23 protein-coding genes are annotated in these 21,628 nt (G+C 73.7%); 20 read left to right on the plus strand and 3 right to left on the minus strand.

The annotated features are described in order from the left end of the window. Window positions 1-124 precede the first annotated feature (124 nt). The 11 genes from ABD335_RS03070 to ABD335_RS03120 all read left to right on the plus strand — a co-directional run bounded on the left by ABD335_RS03070 (window position 125) and on the right by ABD335_RS03120 (window position 10,893). Window positions 125-871, plus strand: a complete 747-nt coding sequence (locus ABD335_RS03070; protein WP_344320465.1) for a FadR/GntR family transcriptional regulator — start codon at window positions 125-127, stop codon at window positions 869-871. Window positions 872-925: 54 nt separating this feature from the next. Beyond that, window positions 926-1,645, plus strand: a complete 720-nt coding sequence (locus ABD335_RS03075) for a PDC sensor domain-containing protein (protein WP_344320466.1) — start codon at window positions 926-928, stop codon at window positions 1,643-1,645. A 308-nt stretch (window positions 1,646-1,953) separates the two neighbouring features. Then, window positions 1,954-3,156, plus strand: a complete 1,203-nt coding sequence (locus ABD335_RS03080) for a cytochrome P450 (RefSeq protein ID WP_344320467.1) — start codon at window positions 1,954-1,956, stop codon at window positions 3,154-3,156. A 54-nt stretch (window positions 3,157-3,210) separates the two neighbouring features. Beyond that, window positions 3,211-3,399 (plus strand): ferredoxin, encoded by a 189-nt coding sequence (locus ABD335_RS03085; RefSeq protein WP_344320468.1) that lies wholly within the window; start codon window positions 3,211-3,213, stop codon window positions 3,397-3,399. A 12-nt stretch (window positions 3,400-3,411) separates the two neighbouring features. Beyond that, window positions 3,412-4,629 carry an NAD(P)/FAD-dependent oxidoreductase gene (locus ABD335_RS03090; RefSeq protein ID WP_344320469.1) on the plus strand — a complete coding sequence of 406 codons (1,218 nt, stop codon included), beginning with the start codon at window positions 3,412-3,414 and terminating at the stop codon, window positions 4,627-4,629. Window positions 4,630-4,726: 97 nt separating this feature from the next. Further along, window positions 4,727-6,133, plus strand: a complete 1,407-nt coding sequence (locus ABD335_RS03095) for a glutamine synthetase family protein (protein ID WP_344320470.1) — start codon at window positions 4,727-4,729, stop codon at window positions 6,131-6,133. Beyond that, on the plus strand, window positions 6,130-6,873 hold the full coding sequence (locus ABD335_RS03100) for a substrate-binding periplasmic protein (protein WP_344320471.1): 744 nt from the start codon (window positions 6,130-6,132) through the stop codon (window positions 6,871-6,873). Before ABD335_RS03095 ends, ABD335_RS03100 begins: the two co-directional genes overlap by 4 nt. Continuing rightward, the gene (locus tag ABD335_RS03105; protein ID WP_344320472.1) at window positions 6,870-7,598 is read left to right on the plus strand and encodes a gamma-glutamyl-gamma-aminobutyrate hydrolase family protein; all 729 of its coding nucleotides are present in this window, start codon (window positions 6,870-6,872) and stop codon (window positions 7,596-7,598) included. The genes ABD335_RS03100 and ABD335_RS03105 overlap by 4 nt, the downstream gene beginning before the upstream one ends. Continuing rightward, window positions 7,595-9,109, plus strand: coding sequence for an aldehyde dehydrogenase (locus ABD335_RS03110; RefSeq protein ID WP_344320473.1), 1,515 nt, complete (start codon window positions 7,595-7,597; stop codon window positions 9,107-9,109). Before ABD335_RS03105 ends, ABD335_RS03110 begins: the two co-directional genes overlap by 4 nt. Continuing rightward, window positions 9,106-9,918: a gamma-glutamyl-gamma-aminobutyrate hydrolase family protein gene (locus tag ABD335_RS03115; protein WP_344320474.1), complete on the plus strand. Its 813-nt coding sequence runs from the start codon at window positions 9,106-9,108 to the stop codon at window positions 9,916-9,918. The genes ABD335_RS03110 and ABD335_RS03115 overlap by 4 nt, the downstream gene beginning before the upstream one ends. 216 nt (window positions 9,919-10,134) lie before the next feature. Beyond that, window positions 10,135-10,893: an SDR family oxidoreductase gene (locus ABD335_RS03120; protein WP_344320475.1), complete on the plus strand. Its 759-nt coding sequence runs from the start codon at window positions 10,135-10,137 to the stop codon at window positions 10,891-10,893. A 39-nt stretch (window positions 10,894-10,932) separates the two neighbouring features. Here the strand turns inward: ABD335_RS03120 and ABD335_RS03125 are convergent, their stop codons facing one another. Then, window positions 10,933-11,853, minus strand: coding sequence for a DUF3027 domain-containing protein (locus ABD335_RS03125; RefSeq protein ID WP_344320700.1), 921 nt, complete (start codon window positions 11,851-11,853; stop codon window positions 10,933-10,935). A 255-nt stretch (window positions 11,854-12,108) separates the two neighbouring features. Here ABD335_RS03125 and ABD335_RS03130 point away from each other — a divergent pair, with 255 nt between their 5' ends. The 4 genes from ABD335_RS03130 to ABD335_RS03145 are packed head-to-tail and all read left to right on the plus strand — an operon-like array spanning window position 12,109 to window position 15,825. Next, window positions 12,109-13,740 (plus strand): MFS transporter, encoded by a 1,632-nt coding sequence (locus ABD335_RS03130; protein WP_425583530.1) that lies wholly within the window; start codon window positions 12,109-12,111, stop codon window positions 13,738-13,740. A gap of 27 nt (window positions 13,741-13,767) precedes the next feature. Beyond that, complete coding sequence (locus ABD335_RS03135; protein WP_344320476.1) at window positions 13,768-14,262, plus strand: DUF2771 domain-containing protein; 495 nt, start codon at window positions 13,768-13,770, stop codon at window positions 14,260-14,262. 14 nt (window positions 14,263-14,276) lie between these two features. Further along, window positions 14,277-14,954, plus strand: a complete 678-nt coding sequence (locus ABD335_RS03140) for a futalosine hydrolase (RefSeq protein ID WP_344320477.1) — start codon at window positions 14,277-14,279, stop codon at window positions 14,952-14,954. Further along, the gene (locus tag ABD335_RS03145; protein ID WP_344320478.1) at window positions 14,944-15,825 is read left to right on the plus strand and encodes a 1,4-dihydroxy-6-naphtoate synthase; all 882 of its coding nucleotides are present in this window, start codon (window positions 14,944-14,946) and stop codon (window positions 15,823-15,825) included. The genes ABD335_RS03140 and ABD335_RS03145 overlap by 11 nt, the downstream gene beginning before the upstream one ends. A gap of 43 nt (window positions 15,826-15,868) precedes the next feature. Here the strand turns inward: ABD335_RS03145 and ABD335_RS03150 are convergent, their stop codons facing one another. After that, complete coding sequence (locus ABD335_RS03150) at window positions 15,869-16,252, minus strand: cold-shock protein (protein WP_344320479.1); 384 nt, start codon at window positions 16,250-16,252, stop codon at window positions 15,869-15,871. A 195-nt stretch (window positions 16,253-16,447) separates the two neighbouring features. Between ABD335_RS03150 and ABD335_RS03155 the strand changes: the two genes are divergently transcribed. Continuing rightward, entirely contained in the window at window positions 16,448-16,717 is a 270-nt protein-coding gene (locus ABD335_RS03155) for a hypothetical protein (protein WP_344320480.1), read from the plus strand. 22 nt (window positions 16,718-16,739) lie between these two features. Here the strand turns inward: ABD335_RS03155 and ABD335_RS03160 are convergent, their stop codons facing one another. Then, window positions 16,740-17,366, minus strand: a complete 627-nt coding sequence (locus ABD335_RS03160; protein ID WP_344320481.1) for an HAD family hydrolase — start codon at window positions 17,364-17,366, stop codon at window positions 16,740-16,742. 161 nt (window positions 17,367-17,527) lie between these two features. Between ABD335_RS03160 and ABD335_RS03165 the strand changes: the two genes are divergently transcribed. The 4 genes from ABD335_RS03165 to ABD335_RS03180 are packed head-to-tail and all read left to right on the plus strand — an operon-like array spanning window position 17,528 to window position 21,589. Then, window positions 17,528-18,571, plus strand: a complete 1,044-nt coding sequence (locus tag ABD335_RS03165) for a FecCD family ABC transporter permease (RefSeq protein ID WP_344320482.1) — start codon at window positions 17,528-17,530, stop codon at window positions 18,569-18,571. Beyond that, window positions 18,568-19,698 (plus strand): FecCD family ABC transporter permease, encoded by a 1,131-nt coding sequence (locus ABD335_RS03170; RefSeq protein ID WP_425583531.1) that lies wholly within the window; start codon window positions 18,568-18,570, stop codon window positions 19,696-19,698. Before ABD335_RS03165 ends, ABD335_RS03170 begins: the two co-directional genes overlap by 4 nt. Further along, entirely contained in the window at window positions 19,695-20,618 is a 924-nt protein-coding gene (locus tag ABD335_RS03175; protein WP_344320483.1) for an ABC transporter ATP-binding protein, read from the plus strand. The genes ABD335_RS03170 and ABD335_RS03175 overlap by 4 nt, the downstream gene beginning before the upstream one ends. Next, complete coding sequence (locus ABD335_RS03180; RefSeq protein ID WP_344320484.1) at window positions 20,615-21,589, plus strand: ABC transporter substrate-binding protein; 975 nt, start codon at window positions 20,615-20,617, stop codon at window positions 21,587-21,589. Before ABD335_RS03175 ends, ABD335_RS03180 begins: the two co-directional genes overlap by 4 nt. The last annotated feature ends 39 nt before the right edge of the window (window positions 21,590-21,628 follow it).

Genomic DNA, 21,628 nt, shown 5'->3' on the forward strand with positions numbered 1-21,628 from the left:
CATTTTTTATTGCACAAGACTCTGTGCTGTTACGCGTGGATGACGGCACCCTCGGTGACGGGCGGGTGACATCGGGGTGACGGCCCGGAACGGCAGCGCAGGCGACGGAGGACGAGGAGCACGGATGACCGCGAGCGGCGCACCGGTGATGCGCACCTCGCTGATCTCCCCCCTGAACGTGGGAGGCCGCGCGGAGGAGGTGGTGGAGCGCATCAGCAGGGCGATCCTGCTGGGCCTCGTGGTCGACGGCGAGCAGCTCCCCACCGAGGTGGAGTTCGCCGGCCAGTTGGGGGTCTCCCCCATGACGCTGCGGGAGGCGCTGGCGATCCTGCGGCAGCAGGGGCTGGTGGAGACCCGCCGGGGCCGCAACGGCGGCACCTTCGTGCGGCGACCGGTGAACCCGCCGCGCGGCCCCCTGGAGGAGCGGCTGCGCTCCACCACCGTCTCCAAGCTCCGCGATCTGGTCGACGAGCAGTTCGCCGTCTCCGGCGCCTCCGCCTTCTTCGCCGCGGAGCGGGCCTCGGCGGCGAGCGTGCGGAAGCTGCTCCAGCTCGTCGAGCAACTGGCGGCGGCCGAGGAGTACGGCGACCGGATACGGGCCGACAGCCGGTTCCACATCGAGGTGGCGATGGCCTCCCAGTCCGAGCGGCTCACCCGGCTGGAGGTGAACCTCCAGGCCGAGCTGACGTCCCTGCTCTGGCTGCCGATCGAACCCCTGGCCGTGTTGGAGGAGGCGGTCGCCGACCACCACGCCATCGCCACGGCCATCGCCGAGGAGGACGGCGAACGGGCCCGGGCGCTGTCCGAGCGCCATGTCCAGCGCAACCTGCGCCGACTGATCGAGCTGCACCTGGTGGTGGCGGAACATTGAAGGGGGAGGCGCCCGATGTATCCCTATGAGGCCGCACCGGAAGGCGGGCCGCCCATGGCGGCGAAGGCGGAACTGGACACGCTCCTGGAGCGGGTCAGGGGCCTGCTCCGGGAGGTCTTCGACCATCTGGAGATCGTGGCGGGCGAGGTCGTCGCACGCCGCCGCGCCGCACTGGCCGAGGGCGGCTCCTTCGGGGTGCGGGAGACGGCCGCCCTCAGGCCGGTCCTCGTCGAGCGGATCGGCGAGCAGCCCGCGGCGGACGGCTTCGGCTTCTTCGCCGCGGCCGGGCTGCTGCCGGACCGCGACCGGCACTTCGAGTGGTGGCAGCGCGGCGGCACGGGCTTCGTCCGGCTCAGGCTCAACCTGGACCCGAGCAGCGTGGACGTCTACGACTACTTCGAGATGGACTGGTTCGCCGCCGGACGCGACCGCTCCCGCCGTTCGGTCTTCGGCCCGTACGTGGACTACTTCGGCGCCGACCGCTACGTCTTCACCCTCACCGCCCCCGTCGTCGACGAGGTCTTCCTGGGCGTGGTCGGGGCCGACCTGCGGGTGAACGAGTTCGAGCCCCGCCTGCTGGGCGCGCTGCGCGGAGGCGCCCACGACGCGGTGCTCGTCGGCCCGGAGCGGCGGGTGATAGCCGCGAACACCTCGCGCTGGGTGATCGGCTCCCGGCTGCCGAGGACGCCCCGGGCCGGGGAGGACGGCTTCACCGCGGTGGGGGAGGTCGGTCTGGACAGCGACTGGGTGGTGGCCCTGGCGCCCCGCGAGTAGCCGACGCCCCCGGAACCACACGGACACGACAGAGCAGGACAGAGCAGAGCAGAACGCAACAGAGCACGACAGATCACATCGGAATCGACCAGGAACACGGGACCGCCGCGGCCGGATCGGCCGCGGCGGTCCCGCTTTCTTCCTGTCCACACCCTCCCGAAAGAGGCGATTTCACGGGCTTTTTCCGTACGCCGCGGCGGCTCCGGTGAACGAGGCGGAACTTTTTCCCGACGGACCCTTGACTCACAAACTCTGAGTTTAGAGTATTTGGCCACTCGCAAAGCTCGCCCCGAGAGTTGGAGAGTTCCATGACGGGCACAGCAATCGACGCCGCCCCGTACTTCGACGTCGCAGACCCGGGTTTCTCGATCACCTCCCCCGCCGTGCACGAAGCGCGGGAACGCAGCTGGTACGCCCGGACCAACTACGGCCTGGCCGTGCTGCGGTACGAGGAGGTCAGCCGACTGCTCAAGCACCCCAGACTCCGTCAGGGCAGCGTGGCCTGGCCCGCCCACAACGGCGTGACCGAGGGGCCGTTCGCCCGCTGGTGGGACAGCTGGATCCTCAACAAGGAGGGCGAGGAGCACCACCGGCTGCGCCGGCTGATGAACCCGGCCTTCTCCCCCAAGCTGATCAAGGGCCTGGTGCCGCGCTTCCAGGCGCTGGCCGGCGAGCTGATCGACAACTTCGCCGAGCCCGACCGGTGCGAGTTCGTCTCGGAGTTCGCCGAGCCCTACGCGGCCCGCGTGATCGCCATCATGCTCGGCATCCCCGAGGAGGAGTGGAAGGTCGTCTCCACCGACGCCGCCACCATCGGCCTGGCCATGGGCGTGACCCTCCGCCAGGACCTGCCGAAGATCGAGGAGGCGCTGGACAGGCTCTACCGGTACTCCGACGACCTGATCGCCGACCGTCGCCGCAACCCCCGCGAGGACTTCGTCACCCGGCTCGTGGAGGCCAACCGGGACTCCGACAAGCTCGGCGACGCCGAGCTGAGGGACGGCCTGGTGCTGCTGATCTTCGGCGGCTTCGACACCACCCGCAACCAGCTCGGCCTGGCCGTGCAGACCTTCGTCGACCACCCCGACCAGTGGCGCCTGCTCGCCGAGCGGCCCGAGCTGGGCGGCAAGGCGGTCGAGGAGGTCATGCGCGTCAACCCGACCACCCGCTGGGTGACCCGCGAGGCCGTGGAGGACTTCACCTTCCAGGACCTGGAGATCAAGGCCGGCACCACGATCCACCTGTGGACCGAGTCGGCCGGCACCGACCCCCGGGTCTTCGGCGAGAACTCCTTCGACATCACCGCCGAGCGCAAGCCCCACTTCGGCTTCGGCGGCGGCGCCCACCACTGCCTGGGCCACTTCGTCGCCCGCAGCGACATGAGCGAGGCCCTGCCCCTGCTGGCCAGGCGCCTGCGCGACCCGCGGATCGCCGAGGGCGCCGAGTGGCTGCCCGACTCGGGCAACACCGGCCCGGTCCGCCTGCCCCTCACCTTCACCCCGGCCTCCTGACCGGTTCACGAACGGCTTTCCCCCAACGGCTCGCAGAGCGAGAGGAACACCCCCATGAAGGTCACCGTCGACATGTCCCTGTGCCAGGACCACGGCCAGTGCGCCATCGCCTCGCCCGCCGTCTTCCGGATGAACGACGAGGGCCGGCTCGTCTACGAGGGCGAGCCCGACGAGTCGCTGCGCGACGAGGTCGAGGAGGCCGCCGACGTCTGCCCCGTCCAGGCCATCCTCGTCGAGGGCTGACGGAGACCGGCCATGACCGCACACGTCGCCGTCGTCGGAGCGTCGCTCGCGGGCCTGCGAGCGGCCGAACAGCTCCGGGCCGCCGGGCACACCGGGCCCATCACGGTCCTCGGCGAGGAACCCCACCTCCCCTACAACCGGCCCCCGCTCTCCAAGGAGCTGCTGTCCGCGCCGGGCGCCCCCTCGCCCGCCGACCTCCACGCCAAGGTGGCCTTCCGCCGCCGGGCGTCGGTCGCCGACGTCGACTTCCGGCTCGGCCTGCCGGTGGTGGAGGCCGACCTCGCCCGGGGCCGGCTGACCCTGGAGGACGGCTCCACCGTCGCCTTCGACGGGCTCGTCGCCGCCACCGGACTGCGCCCCCGCCGTCTGGACCTCCCCGGCCCGTCGGCCGGACGCCACGTGCTGCGCACCCTCGACGACTGCGTCGGACTGCGCGGCGCGCTGCGGCCGGGCGCCGACGTCGTGGTGATCGGCGCCGGGTTCATCGGCTGCGAGGTCGCCGCGACCGCCCTGGGGCTGGGCTGCCGGGTCACCGTGGTGGACCCCGTCGGGGCGCCGATGCAGCGCGTCCTCGGACCGTCGCCGGCCGCCGCCGTCCAGCGGCACCACGAGGCCGCGGGCATCCGGTTCGCCATCGGCCGGTCCGTCGTCGGCCTCCTCGGCACCACCGCCGTCACCGGGGTCGAACTCGACGACGGGCGCATCCTCGACGCCGACGTCGTCGTCGAGGCCGTCGGCTCGATCCCCAACACCGAGTGGCTGACGGGGAACGAGGGGCCGGACCTGAGCGACGGCATCCTGTGCGACAACCTGCTCAGGGTCCGGGGCGCCGAGCGGTTCGTCGCCGTCGGGGACGTCGCCCGGTTCCCCAACCCCCTGTTCGACGAGGTGCCCCGCCGCGTCGAGCACTGGTCCATCCCCACCGACACCGCCAAGCGCGCGGCGGCCACCCTCACCGCCGACCTGGCCGGCGTCGAGCCCGACCCGTCCCCGTTCGCGCCGATCCCCTCCTTCTGGAGCGACCAACTGGACCTGCGGTTCCAGAGCTTCGGCTCCCCCGCCCTCGCCGACGAGGCGCGCGTGGAGGAGGGCGACCTCGAACGGCCGGCGGACGGCGTGCTCGTCACCTACCACCGGCAGTCGACGCACGTGGGCACCGTCGCGATCAATCTGCCGCCCGCCCGTCAGCGCGCGCTGCGCCAGGCGTTCGACGCCCTCGTGGCCGCCTGACCCGCGCCCGCCTCCCGCCTTCCCGCCACCGGAAACCTCGGAACCCGCCGTCGGACACGGCCGTCAAGAACCGCCGCGAGACCCCCTTGAGGTACACATGACCATCGACACTGCCGGCACCACCACGGCGCTGGACCAGCACCGCGAGCGCAACGCCGACCGGGACGCGATCGAGGCGGTGCAGAAGCGCATCGCCAACGCCGGCGTGGAGTACATCTACTACCAGGCCGTGACCGTCAACGGCCGCGTCATCGGCAAGGTGGTGCCCGCCGAACACCTGCTCCGCAACGTGGAGAAGGGTGTCAACATGCACCGCACGGTGATGGCGGACTTCCAGGTCGACCGCGCCGGCAACCTCCTCGGCGGAGGCACCGAGGCCGCCGAGTTCACCGCGATCCCCGACCTCGACACCTTCGCCGTCCTGCCCTGGGACCCGAGCGTCGGCCGCTTCTTCTGCCGCCTCTACGAGCCCGAGCACCGGCCCGAGGTCGGCGGCCGGCCGCTCGCCACCGACGTGCGCGGCAACCTCGTCCGGCTGCACGAGGACTTCACCGCCCGCACCGGCCTGACGCTGCGCACCGGCTGCGAGCCCGAGATGACCTGGTCCGGCCCCGGGCTGGAGGTCCACCACCGCCCCGACGACAGCCCCGCCTACCGGGTGGACCTGCTGGAGCGCAGCCGCCCGATCTACCAGAAGGTCATCTCCTACGCCAAGGCTCTCGGCCTCGACATGATCGAGGGCGACTACGAGGACCCGGGCCAGATCGAACTCAACTGGATGTTCGACCACGCCGACCTGACCGCCGACCGGCTCGTCACCTACCGGCAGCTGTGCCGCCAGGTCGCCCGCGAGCTCGGCATCAAGGCCAGCTTCATGCCCAAGCCGGCCACCGGCATGATGGGCAACGGCTGCCACCACAACCTCAGCCTGTGGCGCGGCGAGGAGAACGTCCTGGAGGAGCCCGGCCGCCGGGAACTGCACCTCACCGAGACCGGTCTCCACGCCCTGGGCGGCATCCTCACCCACGCCGCCGCCTCCATGGCCGTCATGGGCCCGACCGTCAACTCCTACAAGCGGTACTGGGACTCCGGCCAGTTCGCCCCGTCGCAGATCAACTGGGGCAAGGACAACAAGACCTGCACCGTGCGCCTGTCGGCCAACGGGCGGCTGGAGTTCAAGCTCCCCGACGCCATGGTCAACCCCTACCTCTCGCACGCCGTCCTGATCGCCGCGATCTCGGACGGCCTGGAGAACAGGATCGACCCGGGGCCGCCCCAGCAGGGCTCCAGCTACAGCAGCGGCTCCGACGCCCCCCGGTTCACGCCGCTGCCGCTGAACCTGGGCGAGGCGCTGCAGGTCTTCAACACCGACCCGGTCGTCAAGGCCGCCATCGGCGAGGAGACCGCGGAGCTGTACTACGCCTACAAGTGGGACGAGTGGGCCCGGTTCTGCGGCGTCGTCACCGACTGGGAGCACACGATGTACGCGGAGGACACCCCGTGACCGCGCCTCTCCGGCTGGCCTGCATCGACTCCGACGCCGCGCCGCTGTTCCTCCCCGACGACCCGGAGAAGGGGCGGCGCGGCTACGAGCCGGCCGTCGGCGAACTGATCGCCGCCGAGCTCGGCCGCCCGCTGGAGTGGGTCTTCCTGCCCTGGGCCGAGATGATCCCCGCCGTGCGGCGCGGCGACGCCGACGGCGTGCTGTGCGGCCAGGGCATCACCGAATCCCGCCTGCGGGAGGTGGACTTCACCCGCCCGTACGCGGTCTTCCACGAGTCGGTGCTCGTCCGCCGCGGCGATCCGGCGCGCTCCGCGGAGGACCTGCGCGGCCGGAAGGTCGCCGCCATCGCCGGCAGCACCAACATGGCGCTGGCCGAGACCTTCGACGGCGCGGTCACCGTGCCCTTCGGCGGGGACTCCGACGACGTGTTCGGGGACATGCTGAAGGCGCTCAGGGCCGGCGAGGTGGACGCGGTCGTCGACGACGACGTCGTGTTCGTACCGCTGGGCGACCACCCGGACTTCGAGTTGGCCTTCACCGTCCGCACCGGCAACCGCTGGGCCGTCGGCGTCGCCAAGGACCGCCCGGAGGACCTGGCGGCGCTGGACGGCGCGCTCGGCCGGATCATCGCCGACGGCCGGCTGGCCAGGGCCTGGGCCGAGTGGCTGCCGGCGCTGGAGTACCCCTTCGGCGACGCGCCCGACGGTGGGGACGACGGCGGGACGGAGGGCCGGGCATGAGACCGCTCATCGCCGTGGTCGGCCGCCGCGCCGCCTCCGTCTCCGGTCTGCGGTTCGCCGCCACCGTCGCCGCCGAGGCCCTGGGCGACGCGGTGTTCGCGGCCGGCGGCGAACCGCTGATCCTGCACGGCGGCCCCCGCGACGAACTGTCCGAACTGCCGGAGCGGCTGGCCCGGTTCGACGGTGTGCTGCTGCCGGGCGGACCGGACCTCGATCCGGCCCGCTACGGGCAGTCGCCGCACCCCGAGACCAGGCCCGACCACCCCGACCAGGACGAACTCGACCTCGCGGTGGCCCGGACCGTGATCGACCTGAACCTCCCCACCCTGGCCGTCTGCCGCGGCCTCCAGGTGCTCAACACCGTCTGCGGCGGAACCCTCGACCAGCACGTGGCGAAGGGCCTCGTGGAGCACCACGACGCCCACCACACCGTCACGGTCGCGCCCGGCTCGCGCCTGGCCTCCGTGGTGGGGACCGAGCCCTTCGAGGTCTCCTCCTACCACCACCAGGCCGTCGACCGGCTCGGCCGCTCCCTCACCGTGGTGGCGCAGGCCCCCGACGGCTGCGTCGAGGCGGTGGAGCACGCGTCCGCGGACGTGCTCGCCGTCCAGTGGCACCCGGAGGACCTGTTCGACACCTCCAAGCAGGACGGCGCCCTCTTCCGCGACCTCGTCGAACGCGCCGCGACCCGGCGTGCCGCACACCGAAAGGAGCGCGCAGCATGACAGCGATCCCGGAGGACCGGGCCCTGGCCACCCGTGCGGAGCTGGAGAAGCGCTTCGCCGGGCTGTCCCTCCCCAACCGGCTGTACATCGACGGGAAGCCGGTCGACGCCGCCGACGGCGCCACGTTCGACCGGATCTCCCCGCGCGACGGCAGGACGATCACGTCGGTCGCCGCGGGCGACGCCGCGGACGTCGACCGCGCCGTGGCCGCCGCCCGGAAGGCGTTCGAGAGCGGCGTCTGGTCCCACCTGGCGCCCCGCAAGCGGCGCGCGGTGCTCCAGAAGCTGGCCCGGCTGGTCGAGGAGCACGCCGAGGAGCTGGCGCTCCTGGAGAGCGTCGACATGGGCAAGCCCTACCGGGACGCCCTCGCCGTCGACATCCGGGTGACCGTCCAGACCCTGGACTTCTACGCCGAGGCCGTCGACAAGCTCTGCGACGAGGTGGCCCCCACCGACCGGGACACCCTGGCCACCATCACCCGCGAACCCCTGGGGGTCGTCGGCGCGGTGGTCCCGTGGAACTTCCCGCTGATGATGGCCGTGTGGAAGATCGCGCCGGCGCTGGCCACGGGCAACACCATGGTCCTCAAACCGGCCGAGCAGTCCCCGCTGACGGCCCTGCGCTTCGCCGAGCTGGCCGGCGAGGCGGGCGTGCCCGACGGCGTCCTCAACGTCGTCCCCGGCTTCGGGCCGACCGCCGGCGCCGCCCTGGGGCGCCACCCCGACGTCGACGCCGTCACCTTCACCGGCTCGGGACCGGTGGGCCGGCTGTTCCTGACGTACGCGGCCGAGTCCAACCTCAAGGAGGTCTCCCTCGAACTCGGCGGCAAGTCCCCGCACGTCGTCATGGAGGACGCCCCGGACCTGAGGACGGTCGCCAGGTGCGTCGCGGGCGGCATCTTCTTCAACCAGGGAGAGGTCTGCTCCGCCGGATCGCGGCTGCTGGTCCACCGGAACGTCAAGGACGAACTGCTGGAACTGGTCCTGGAGGAGAGCCGCGGGACCGTCGTCGGCGACCCGCTCGACCCGCGCACCGACGTGGGCGCGCTGGTGGAGGCCGAGCACCTGGAACGGGTCCTGGACCACGTGAACGGCGCCGTGGAGGAGGGCGCCCGGCTGGCCCTGGGCGGCGACCGGATCCTCGAGGAGACCGGCGGCTACTACCTGGAGCCCACCGTCTTCGAGGTCGAACCGGGGATGCGGATCGCCCGCGAGGAGGTCTTCGGCCCGGTGCTCTCCGTCCTGACCTTCGACGACGCCGACGAGGCGGTGCGCCTGGCCAACGGCACCGACTACGGCCTGGCCGCCGCGGTGTGGTCGAGGGACCTGTCCACCGCGCACCGCCTGGCGCGGGCCATCCGGGCGGGCACCGTGTGGGTCAACAACTACGACGAGAGCGACGTCACCGTGCCGTTCGGCGGCTACGGCCAGTCCGGCTTCGGCGGTCGCGACAAGTCCCTGCACGCCCTGGAGAAGTACACCCAGCTCAAGTCGACCTGGATCAAGCTGTGAGCGCGCCCCGAACCACCGGAGGGAAGCTCCCCGGCGCCCCCGTCGTCCTCCGCTCCGAGGTGGAGCCGGAGGGCGTCGCGGCCGGGGACGGCCCGCGGATCGCGGTCCTGGTGTCGCTGACCTTCCCGAACATGACCGAGGAGGTCGCCGATCTGGTCCGGCGCTTCACCCGGACCGCCCTGACCGCCCTGACCGACCTGGGCGCCCGCTGCGAACTCGTCGAGACCTCCACTCCCTTGGAAGACCTCGGCGACCCGGGGCGCGTCGCCGGGTACGACGGGCTGTTCCTGCTGGGCGGCGGCGACGTGGACTCCGCGCTGTACGGCGTCGTCGGCCCGGTGCCCAACTCCTACGGCGTCGACCGCCGGGCCGACGAGTTCGCCCTCGCCGCGATCCGGGCGGCGGTGGACGCCGACCGACCGGTGCTGGGCATCTGCCGGGGCTCGCAACTGGTCAACGTCGCCTTCGGCGGCACGCTCGTGCCGGACCTGGAGGACCACCGGCTGCACCGGGGCGGGCCGGGGCAGCCGATGTTCCTCGACGAGAAGGTGACCGTCGTCGAGGGCACCCGCCTGGCCGGCCTCGTCCAGGGCCCCCGCCTCACCGTCCGCTCCGGGCACCACCAGGCCGTCGACCGGGTCGGCGACGGCCTGGTGACGGCGGCGCGCGCCGACGACGGGGTGGTCGAGGCGACCGAGCACCCCGACCGGTGGGTGGTCGGCGTCCAGTGGCACCCGGAGGACCCGGCCGGCTCGGCGGCCCACCGGACCCGGCTCTTCCGGGGCTTCCTCGACGCCTGCGCGCGGTAGGGGCCGCGCACCGGACCACGTCCCTCCCCCGAAGAAGGCTCCCGGCGGACACCGCGTCCCGTCCGCCGGGAGCCTTCCGCACGTCGCGGGCCGGTCGCGGCCGGCGGCGGGGTGACGGGGGTGACGGGGGCGCCGTCCCCCGGGTAAGGGCGACAGTACGGGGAAGGAAGGCCGACGGCTCGCCGTCCGGCCCCGCCCACACCGGAAGGACCCCTCATGACCACCGAACCCCGCCCCACCGCCGAGGCACCGCGCGTCGCGATCGTCACCGGCGGCTCGCGCGGCATCGGCCGCGAGAGCGTGCGCCGACTGGCCGCCGACGGCTGGTCCGTCGTGGTGAACTACGCCGGCAGCGCCAAGGAGGCCGAGGCCGCCGTCGCCGAGGCCGCCGACGCGGGCGGCCGGGCGATCGCCGTGCGGGCGGACGTGGCGGACGAGAAGGCCGTCGCCACGCTGTTCGACGTGGCCGAGGAGGAGTTCGACGGCGTCGACGCCGTCGTGCACGCGGCGGGCCGGATGTACCTGGCCCCGGTCGCCGACGTGGATCTGGACGCCCTGGACGCGCTGCACCGCACCAACATCCGCGGCACCTTCGTGGTCGCGCGGGAGGCGGCCCGCCGGGTGCGCGCCGGCGGCGCGATCCTGCTGTTCTCCACCTCCGCGATCGGCCTGGCCTTCCCCAACTACGCCCCCTACGTCGCGAGCAAGGGGGCCGTGGAGGCCATCACCCTGATCCTCGCCCGCGAGATGCGCGGCCGGGACGTCACCGTCAACGCCGTCGCGCCCGGCCCCACCGCCACCGCCCTGTTCCTGGACGGCAAGGACGAGGAGACCGTCGCCCGGCTGGCCTCCCAACCCCCGCTGGAGCGCCTGGGCACGCCGGCCGACATCGCCGAGGTCGTCGCCTTCCTCGCCTCCCCGCGGGGCCACTGGGTCAACGGCCAGGTGGTCCGGGCCAACGGCGGCATCGTCTGACCGGTCCGCGGGCCGGCCACCGGAACGGGCCGGCCGGGGCTACGCCTCCGCGTTCCCGCCCGCGTTCCCGCCGTCGGCGCCGCCGCCCGGCGTCCCGGTGCCGCCGTCCAGCGGCAGTTCGTCCACCCGGGTCTCGTCGACCACCGGCGGGGCCGGACGGGGCGTCCTGGGCATGACGGCCGCCTCCGAGTGGGCGCCGCACCCGTAGGCGAAGGAGACCACGCGGCCGTCCGCAGGGGAGAACTCGTTGGCGCACACCCCGAACGCCTGCCGCAGCGAGCCCGCCATCGGGACGAGGAAGCCGCAGGTCATGCATGTCGCGGGAGCCGCCTGGGCCATCGGGGTCCGGGGACCGTACGCCTCCTCCCAGCGGTCGGCGGCGGTGCTCAGGCCGTGGCGGGAGAGGACCCGGGGACGGCCCATGCCGATCTCCTCGGCGACCGCGGCGATGCTGCCGCGCGCCGGGGTGCCCGGCAGCGCTCCGGGCTCGTTCGTGGAGACCTCGGCGTCCTCGGCCTCCGCGAGACTGTCGGTCTCCTCGGACTCCTCCCGCGACAGAACGGAGTTCGGGGGCGGGGCGTCCGCGTCGGTGTAGCCCGGCTCCAGACGCGGGTCGTCGGCCGTGGTGGGCAGCAGGTCGCCGGGCCCGAGGTCACCCGGACGGAGGCGTTCGCTCCAGGGCACCCATTCGGGGGCGAGGAGCGCGTCCGGGCCGGGCAGCAGGACGGTCTCGTCCACCGTCACCGTCCGCGCCCGCGAGGCCCGCGCGACGGTGACGGCCCACCGCCAGCCGCGGTAGCCCGGCTCCAGGCAGTCGAAGAAGTGCGTGACGACGCGGTCCCCGTCGGCGACGGCACCCAGATGGTCGCCGACCTTGCTCGGGAACGCGGCCTCCTCCGCCGCTTCCCGAGCCAGTTCAACCGCCCCGGCGCACAGGCGATCAGGGGCCCGGCCTCGCATCGCAGCACTCACAAGAATCGATTCTCTCCTACGCCGTTTCGCGAGCGCGCCTCCCGTACGCCCAGGTCAAAGCGGGTGCGAACGGAGCGGACCCAAGGACCGCTGCGACGTCCGGACCCATCCGATCCCGCCGGGCGGAGCGCACTGTCCCTCCACGCTACCCCACGCGCGTCCGCCCCTGACCGTCGCACCTTCAACCAAAAGGCCAACCCGAGGCACCGGGCCGGGCGGCGGCCCTTGGGGCACACTGGCGACGTGGCAGCCTTCAGGACGCCCCGGCGAGGCACGGGGCGGTTCCGTCGTACGGCGCGGGTCATCGCCCGCGCCGTACACGCGCCTCCCCGAGCACTCGCCCGGCGGATCCGCCGGGCGACACACGCGCAGGGCGCGGGCGAATCGGGCCTGGGCAAACTCATCGAACTGCACGCCGTGAACTCCGCGGGCGACATGCTGATCACCGTCGCCCTGGCCTCCACCATCTTCTTCTCCGTGCCCACGGGCGAGGCGCGCGGTCGCGTCGCGCTCTACCTGGCCGTCACCCTGGCCCCCTTCGCGCTGCTGGCGCCGATCATCGGGCCGCTGCTGGACCGCATCCCGCACGGCCGGCGCGCCGCGATGGCCGGGGCGATGCTGACCCGCGCGCTGCTGGCGCTGAGCATGGCGGGCGCGGTGGCCACCGGCAGCCTGGAGCTCTACCCGGCGGCGCTGGGGGTCCTGGTCGCCTCCAAGGCGTACGGGGTGGTCAGATCGGCGGTCGTGCCCAGGCTGCTGCCGCACCGGATCTCGCTGGTCAAGGCGAACTCGCGGGTGACGCTGGCCGGGTTGCTGGCCACCGGCGCCGCCGCGCCGATCGGGGCGGGGCTCCACGGGATCGGGCCGTCCTGGCCGCTGTACGGGGCCTTCGTGGTCTTCGTCGTCGGGACGTTCCTGTCCTTCTCTCTCCCCCACACGGTGGACTCCGCCAAGGGCGAGCGGAAGGCGCTGCTGTCCGCCTACGAGGCGGCGGCCGGCGACGGGTTCGACAAGGGGGCCGACAAGAGGGCCGACAAGGAACTCGGCCAGGAGCTCGGCAGCGGGGTCGGGAGGGAACGGAGCGGCCGGGACGTCCCCGGGGCCCTGGAGGCCGAGAAGGCCGCCGGCGCCGAGGGGACCGCGTCCGGCGCGGCGGGCGGCCCGGACGCGGACGGGAGAACCGACGTCGAGGGGGCCGGGAACGACGGCGCCACCGCGACCGCCACCGGAACCGGAAGCGGCAACGGAAACGGGAACGGCAACGGCAGGCCGAAGCGGCCGGGCCTGCGGACGGTCGGCGCGTCCGTGCTCAACGCCCTGATCGCCAACTCCTCCCTGCGCGCCCTCTCCGGCTTCCTCACCTTCTTCCTCGCCTTCATGCTCCGCGAGCACCCCCTGGCCGGCCTGGACCCCGTGGTCTCGCTGGGCGTCGTGGCCGTGGCCGCCGGCGGCGGCAACGCGCTGGGCACGGCGCTGGGCGCCTGGCTGCGGGACCGCGGGCCGGAGCTGATCATCGCCTCCGTGCTGGCGCTGGCGCTGACCGCGACCGTCGTCGCGGCGGTGCTGTACGGCACGGTCACCGTGCCCGTCGTCGCGGCCGTCGCCGGGCTGGCGCAGGCGCTGGGCAAGCTCTCCCTGGACGCCCTCATCCAGCGGGACGTCCCGGAGGTGGTGCGGACCTCCGCCTTCGCCCGCTCCGAGACGCTGATGCAGATGTCGTGGGTGGTCGGCGGCGCCGTCGGGATCGCGCTGCCGCTGATCGGACCGGTCGGCATGGGCGTGGCCGGAGTGCTCGTCGCCGCGGGATCGTTCGCGACTCTTCGCCCGCTGTTGTCCGCCGCGCGTCACGGCACGCCCCACCCGCGCGTCGTCTGACGGGAACCGCCGGGTAGCCTGCGGGTTATGACGCACACGATCTCCCGGGGCAAGGGCAGCCGCACCGTTCGCACTGCCGTAGCCATCGGTGCGGCCACCCTCGGGCTCGTCGCCCTCTCCGCCTGCGAGAAGCCGACCCCCCGAGCGACCGTGACCGTCGGCTCGGACAGCGTGTCCACGGAAGCGACCTGCTACGAGGACGGCAAGAACCTGTCGCAGGACAGGGTGCTCTCCTGTGTCCAGAAGAAGACCGACACCTCCATCACGGTCGGCGAGGGCGACATGCTGCGCATCGGCGTCGACCCCGAGATCGCCGAGACCGGCTGGGTGGTCTTCCTCGGCGAGCGGCCCGTGGTCTCCGAGCCGATCGGCAAGACCTACCGCAGCTTCTCCAGCGACGGCCTGTTCGCCCAGGCCAACGGCACCTCCGCGGACACGGTGGAGCTCAGCATCGTCGGGTACGACGGCACCCGGTACCGCGACGGCGTGTGGCGCGTCGACCTCGACCGCGAGGAAGACTGACCCCGTCCGGGCCCGTGTCCACCCTCGTCGTCACCGCCGTGTCCGCGGAACGTGACGCCGTGGCGGCCGCGTGCGCCCCGGCGGGCATCGACGTGCTCGCCGTGGGCGCCGGCCCCGCCGCCGCGGCGGCCCGCACCAGCGCGGCGCTGGCGCGCGGGACGGCGGACCGACGCCCCTACGGGCTGGTGGTCTCGGCGGGCATCGCCGGCGGCTTCCCGCCCTTGGCGCCGGTCGGCTCGGTGGTCGTCGCCTCCGAGATCGTCGCCGCGGACCTGGGCTCGGAGACGCCCGACGGGCCCGAGCCCTTCACCTCCGTGGCCGATCTGGGCTTCGGCACGACCGTCCACCATCCGCACGGACCGCTGGCGCGGGCCGTCGCCGAGGCGGCCGGAGCGGCGCTGGGTCCGGTGCTGACGGTCTCCACGGCCACCGGCACCGCCGACCGGGCGGCCCGGTTGGCGCGGCGCCATCCGGGGGCGCTGGCCGAGGCGATGGAGGGCTTCGGGGCCGCCGAGGCGGCGGCGGTCTGGGGCGTCCCCGTGCTGGAGGTCCGCGCCGTGTCCAACCCCGTGGGCCCGCGCGACCGCTCCGCCTGGCGGATCGCGGAGGCGCTCGACGCCCTGACGGCCGCCTTCGGCAGGATCGTTCCCGTACTCGACGGTTGGAGGGACCGTGTCCCAGGTGATCTCTGAGCGGCAGTCCGAGCGGAACCCCGAGGAGGGCGGACCGCTGCGGATCGCGTACTCCCCGTGCCCCAACGACACCTTCGTCTTCCACGCCTGGGCGCACGGCCTGGTCCCGGGCGCCCCGCCGCTGGACGTGACGTTCGCGGACATCGACGTCACCAACGGCATGGCCGAGCGCGGCGAGCTGGACGTCCTCAAGGTCTCCTACGCCGTCCTGCCGTGGGTGCTGGAGGAGTACGCGCTGCTGCCCTGCGGCGGCGCGCTCGGACGCGGCTGCGGGCCGCTGGTGCTCACCCGCGAGCCCGGCGCCGACCTGCGCGGCGCGACGGTCGCGGTGCCCGGCGAGCGCTCCACGGCCTACCTGCTGTTCCGGCTCTGGGCGGCCGAGACGGTGCCCGGCGGGGTCGGGCGGATCGTCGTCATGCCCTTCCACGAGATCATGCCCGCCGTCCGCGACGGCCGGGTGGACGCCGGTCTGGTCATCCACGAGGCGCGCTTCACCTACGGGAAGTACGGCCTGCACCGCCTGGCCGACATGGGCGAGCACTGGGAGACCACCACGGGCCTGCCGATCCCGCTCGGCGCGATCATCGCCCGGCGCTCGCTGGGCGCGGAGCGGCTGCGCGCGCTCGCCGAGGCCGCGCGCGCCTCGGTGCGGATGGCGTGGGCCGATCCGGAGGCGTCGCGCGGCTACGTGCTGGAGCACGCCCAGGAGATGGACCCGGCGGTCGCCGACCAGCACATCGGGCTGTACGTCAACGAGTTCACCGCCGATCTCGGCGAGAGCGGCTACGCGGCCGTGCGCGCGCTGCTCACGCGCGCCGCGGCCGAGGGACTCGTCCCGCCCCTCGGCCACGGTGCCCTGGACTTCGTCTGAGCCGTTCGGAACGGTCCGCCCGGTGCCGGGTGTCGGGCGGACCTCAGACGTCGAGCTGGTCGGCCACCGCGCGGAGCATGCCCGCGATCTTGCGGCCCTGCTGGCGGTCCGGGTAGCGGCCGCGTTCGAGCTGCTGCGCCACCCGGTCCAGCACGTTGGTGAGGTCCTGCACGATCGACGCCAGTTCGTCGGGCTTGAGCCGCTGGGCCGCCGCCACGGAGGGCGTGGGGTCCAGCAGGGTCAGCGAGAGCGCCTGGTCACCGCGCTGGCCCGCGACGACGCCGAATTCCACCCGCTGGCCGGGCCGCAGGGTGGTCACCCCTTCCGGAAGCACCGACGAGTGCACGAAGACGTCACCGCCGTCGTCGCGGGAGAGGAAGCCGAAACCCTTCTCGCTGTTGAACCACTTGACCTTGCCGGTAGGCACGTCTGTCCTCGTCCTCGTACTCGTCCGGTTGTCCGGGCCACGGCTTCTTGAAAAAGCAACGGCTCCGAATAAGACTTCAGCGGGCCGAACGACCCGCCGTCAACAAGATTAATGATCCCCGTCCCGGTGACAAGACGCCCCGGGGCCGCCTCCCCGCGTGCCGCGCACTCTCGCCCACCGAACTACCCTGTCCCGGTGACCAGTGAAACGTCCCACGCGGGAGATCTGCTCGTCCGCATCGGTGCCGTCGTCTTCTTCGTCGGCGCGGTGGCCACGCTCGTGACCCTGCTGCCGCTCTTCCTCGGCTCCGATCCGCTGCCCACGGCCGCGTACCTCGTCAGCATGTTGATGGGCGTCGGTTTCGCCATCGCCGGAGCCGGAGTGCTGCGGTCCATCGCGGTGCAGCGGCGCCGGGCCCGCTCGTCGTCCTCGCCGTCCTCGCCGTCCTCGCCGTCCGGACGGTAGCGGCCCGGGCCGGGCGGCGGGCTCAGCCCGCCGCGTACGACTCCAGCCAGGCGGGGAACGCCGTCAGGTCCTCCAGCACCACGTCGGCCCCCGCCGCCCGCAGTTCCTCCGCGTCGCACGGGCCCGTCGGCACGGCCACCGACAGGGCGCCGGCCGCCCGCGCGCCGCGCACGTCGCCCAAGTGGTCGCCGACGTAGACGCCCGCCCCGTGCTCGACCAGCGCCTCGGCCTTGGCCTCCGCCCACAGCCAGCCGATCACCGCGTCCGGCTCGATGCCCAGGTGCTCCAGGTGGAGCTTGGCGTTGGGCTCGTGCTTGGCGGTGACCACGATCGCCGTGCCGCCCGCCCGCCGCACCGCGTCCACCGCCTCCCGGGCGCCGGGCATGGCGCGGGTGGGCTCGATGGCGTGTCGTACGTACAGCTCGCGGTAGCGCGCGCCGACCTCCTCGAGCGCCTCCTCCGGGAACCAGTGCGCCAACTCGACCTCCAGCGGTGGCCCGAGGCGGGTGACGGCCAGGTCGGCGTCGATGTACGTGCCGGTCTCGGCGGAGAGGGCCAGGTAGGTGGCCCGGATGCCGGGGCGGGAGTCGATCAGCGTCATGTCCAGGTCGAAGCCGACCGTCACCGCGCGAGAAGTCATGCCGTCCATTGTGCAGATGCGCGAATGCGCGGGGGTGTGCGGATGCGCGAACCGTGCCCGTAAGCTTAGGGTCGCCTAACCTAAGCGGGGCCGGTCCGCCGGTCCGTCCCGCCCGTACGCGCCGCGGCACCGCCGAGACGCCGGGCACACGCCGAGACACAGAGGTGCCGATGCCAGTCGCCCCACCGCTCGCCGCGCGCGAAGGCGGTCCGCGGCGCGCGCGGACGGCACGCCGGGTGGCGTGGACGGCGGCCGCCGCGGTCCTCCTCGCGATCGCCGTGGTGCTGAGCCTGGCCGTGGGCAGCCGGGCGCTGGCGCCGTCGGCGGTGTACGACGCCCTGGTGCACGGCGGCGACGGCACCGCCGCCCAGGTGGTGCGGACCCTGCGCGTGCCGCGCACCGTCCTGGCGCTGCTGGTCGGCGCCGCGCTGGGGATGGCCGGGTGCGTGATGCAGGGCCTCACCCGCAATCCGATCGCCGAGCCCGGCATCCTCGGCGTCAGCCAGGGCGCCGCGCTGGGCGTGGTCCTGGCCATCGCCTTCGCCGGGGTCCACACGCTCGCCAGCTACGTCTGGTTCGCCTTCGTGGGCGCGGGCGCCGCGGGCGTCGCCGTCTACGCCGTCGCCGCCCGCGGACGCGACGGGGCGACCCCGGTGAAGCTGGCGCTGGCCGGGGCCGCCGTCAACGCCCTGCTGTACTCGGTGGTGGCGGGCGTGTTGACCACGAAGGCCGCCACCCTGGACGAGTTCCGCTTCTGGCAGGTCGGCTCGGTCGCCGGGCGCGACGCGGAGGTGATCGGGCAGGTCTGGCCGTTCCTGCTGGTGGGCGCCGTGCTGGTGCTGGCCTCGGCGCGCGGTCTGGACGCCCTGGCGCTGGGGGAGGACGTGGCGCGGGGCCTGGGACGGAACGTGGCGGCCGTGCGGATCGTCGGCGGGCTGGGCGCCACCGTGCTCACCGGCGCGGGCGTCGCCGCGGCCGGGCCCATCGCCTTCGTCGGCCTGGCCGTCCCCCACATGGCCCGCGCCCTCGTCGGCCCCGACCACCGCCTGCTGCTGCCGATGTCCGCCCTGCTGGGCCCGGTGGTGCTGCTGGTGGCGGACGTCGTCGGCCGCGTCGTGGTGCCGCCGGGCGAGGTCCCGGCGGGCGTGACGACGGCGCTGATCGGCGTGCCGTTCCTGATCGCCCTCGTCCGCGGGAAGGCGGTGGGCTCGTGACCTCCACCGACACTCCGACCGACACCTCGACCGGCGCTCGGGCCGACGCCCCGACCGGCTCCCGCGCGGCGGAGGGGACGCGGCCGACGGCCAGACCCGCCGGGTACGCCCTGCTGCGCCGCGGACGCGCCTCGTTCCTCGTCCACCGCCGGTCCCTGGCGGTCACCGCCGCCCTCGCCACGGCGCTCGCCGCGGCCGTCGTCGCCGCGCTCTCCCTCGGCGAGACCGCCACCGCGCCCGCCGAGGTGGTGAAGGTGCTGCTGGGCCTGCCCTCCCCCGACGAGCTGGTGGTCGGGACGCTGCGGCTGCCGCGCCTGGTCGTCGGGGTGCTGGTCGGCGCCGCGCTCGGCGTCGCGGGCGGGCTGATCCAGACCGTCGCCCGCAACCCCCTGGCCAGCCCGGAGATCATCGGCGTCACGCACGGCGCCGCGGCCGTGACCGTCGGCGCGATGACCTTCGGCCTGACCGCCCACGCCCTGCTGCCCTGGCTCTCCGTGGCGGGCGGCGTGCTCGCCGCCGCGCTGATCTACGTCTTCGCCTGGCGGCGCGGCATCCAGGCGGCCCGCTTCGTCCTCGTCGGCCTGGGCTTCTCGATCGCGCTGCGCTCGGTCACGCAACTCTTCATGACCAAGGGCGACTTCCTCGCCGCCCAGCAGGCCCAGGTGTGGATGACCGGCTCCCTCAACGGCCGCGGCTGGGAGCAGGCCGAACCGCTGGGTTGGGCGCTGCTGCTCCTGCTGCCCGCCGTCCTGTGGTGCGCCCGCGCCCAGCGCGACGCGGCCCTGGACGACGACACCGCCACCGCGCTCGGCGTGCGCCTGGGCCGCACCCGGCTGGGGTTGACCGCCACCGGCGTCGCCCTGGCCTCGGTGGCCACCGGCGCCGCCGGGCCCGTGGACTTCGTCGCGCTGCTCTCCCCGCAGATCGCCCGCAGGCTGACCCGCACCGCGCAGATCCCGCTGCTCGCCACGGCGCTGCTGGGCGCGTTCACCGTCACCCTCGGCGACCTGCTGGCCCGCAGGATGTTCGCCCCCGTCGAGCTGCCGGTCGGAGTGTTGACGGCGGCGATCGGGGCGCCGTATCTGATCTGGCTGATCGCCCGTAGCCGCACCGGAGGCAGAGCATGAGGCAGGGCACGAGGCAGGGCACGGGACAGGGCCCGACGCCCCCCGACCGGTCCGAGGAGTCCCCCGGGCGCGCGAGCAGGCTCGCCGCCCGCGACCTCACCCTCGCCTACGAGGACCGCACCGTCGTCGACGGCCTCGACCTCGACGTCCCGGACGGCCGCGTCACCGTCATCGTCGGCCCCAACGCCTGCGGCAAGTCCACCACCCTGCGCGCCCTGGGTCGGCTGCTGAGGCCGCGGCGCGGCGCGGTGCTGCTGGACGGCCGGGAGCTGGCGAGCATCCCCACGCGCCGGATCGCCCGGTCCCTCGGGCTGCTCCCCCAGGCCCCGGTGGCGCCGGAGGCGATCACCGTCGCGGATCTGGTCGCCCGGGGCCGCGGACCCCACCAGCGCTGGTGGCGGCAGTGGTCGGAGGCCGACGAGGCGGCCGTCGCCGACGCCATGGCCCGCACCCGCGTGACCGACCTGGCCGCGCGCCCCGTCGACGAACTCTCCGGCGGGCAGCGGCAGCGCGTGTGGATCGCGATGGCGCTCGCCCAGGACACCGAGCTGCTGCTGCTCGACGAGCCGACGACGTACCTCGACATCGCCCACCAGGTCGAGGTGCTCGACCTGGTGCGGCAGCTCAACCACGACCGGGGCCGCACGGTCGTGATGGTCCTCCACGACCTCAACCAGGCCGCCCGCTACGCCGATCACCTCGTCGCCATGCGCGAGGGCCGGATCGTCGCGCAGGGGCCGCCCGCCGAGACCGTCACCGCGGAGCTGGTCCGCGAGGTCTTCGGCCTCGACTCCGTGGTCGTCCCCGACCCCGTGACGGGCAGCCCGCTCGTCGTCCCGGGAGCGCCATGGCAGCCCCCCACGGAATCCCCGGCGGACCCCACCGCCGTTCCCGTCAGCACACGAAAGGCAGGGCCATGACACCCACCCGCCGCCGTACGCTCGCCGCCACCGCCGTGGTGCTGGCCGCCTCGCTGGGGCTGTCCGCCTGCGGGGCGGACTCGGGCTCCGGCACGGAGAAGGGCTCCGCGGACCGGGGCACCCACGTCGTGAAGACCGCCCACGGCGACGTCGAGGTGCCCGACGACCCCCAGCGCGTGGTGGTGCTCGACACCGCCGAGCTGGACTCGGCCATCACCCTGGGCGTGAAGCCGGTCGGCTCCACCCGCTCCGACGTGGCCTCCGGCTTCCTGAAGTACCTGCCGAAGGAGAAGGTCGAGGGCATCGAGAACGTCGGCACCATCATGGCGCCCAACCTGGAGAAGATCGCGGCGCTCAAGCCGGACCTGATCCTGGGCAGCGACGTCCGCGACAAGGACCGCTACGACGAGCTGTCCGAGATCGCCCCGACCGTCTTCACCGAGACCACCGGCCACCCGTGGAAGGAGAACTTCCTGGTCCACGCCGACGCCCTGGGGAAGAAGGAGGAGGCCCGGAAGGTCGTCGAGGCGTACGAGAAGCGGGTCGACGAGGTCACCGAGGCCCTCGGGGGCCCGGAGAAGGCCGCGGAGACGACGGTGAGCGTGATCCGCTTCGTCGAGGGCGCCGACACCCGCGTCTACGGCGAGAAGAACTACATCGGCACGATCCTCGCCGACATCGGCGTCGGCCGCCCGGCCATCGCGAAGAAGGCCCCCGACGGCTTCGCCCTCGACGTCAGCCCGGAGAAGGTCGACCAGGGCGACGCCGACGTCGTCTTCTACACCTCCTACGGCGACCCGGCCGAGTCCGGCGAGGAGAAGGCCGTCGGCGGCGCGCTGTGGAAGGGCATGGAGGCGGTGGAGAACGGCCGGGCCTTCCGCGTGGACGACGAGACCTGGATCCAGGGCATCGGCTACACGGCGGCCGGGACGATCCTGGACGAGATGGAGGAGTTCCTCACCACGGACTGACGCCCCCGCCTCCGGCGGTCGGCCGCTCCCCCGGTCCCC

The sequence above is a fragment of the Streptomyces macrosporus genome (assembly GCF_039533145.1).
Classification (GTDB): domain Bacteria; phylum Actinomycetota; class Actinomycetes; order Streptomycetales; family Streptomycetaceae; genus Streptomyces; species Streptomyces macrosporus.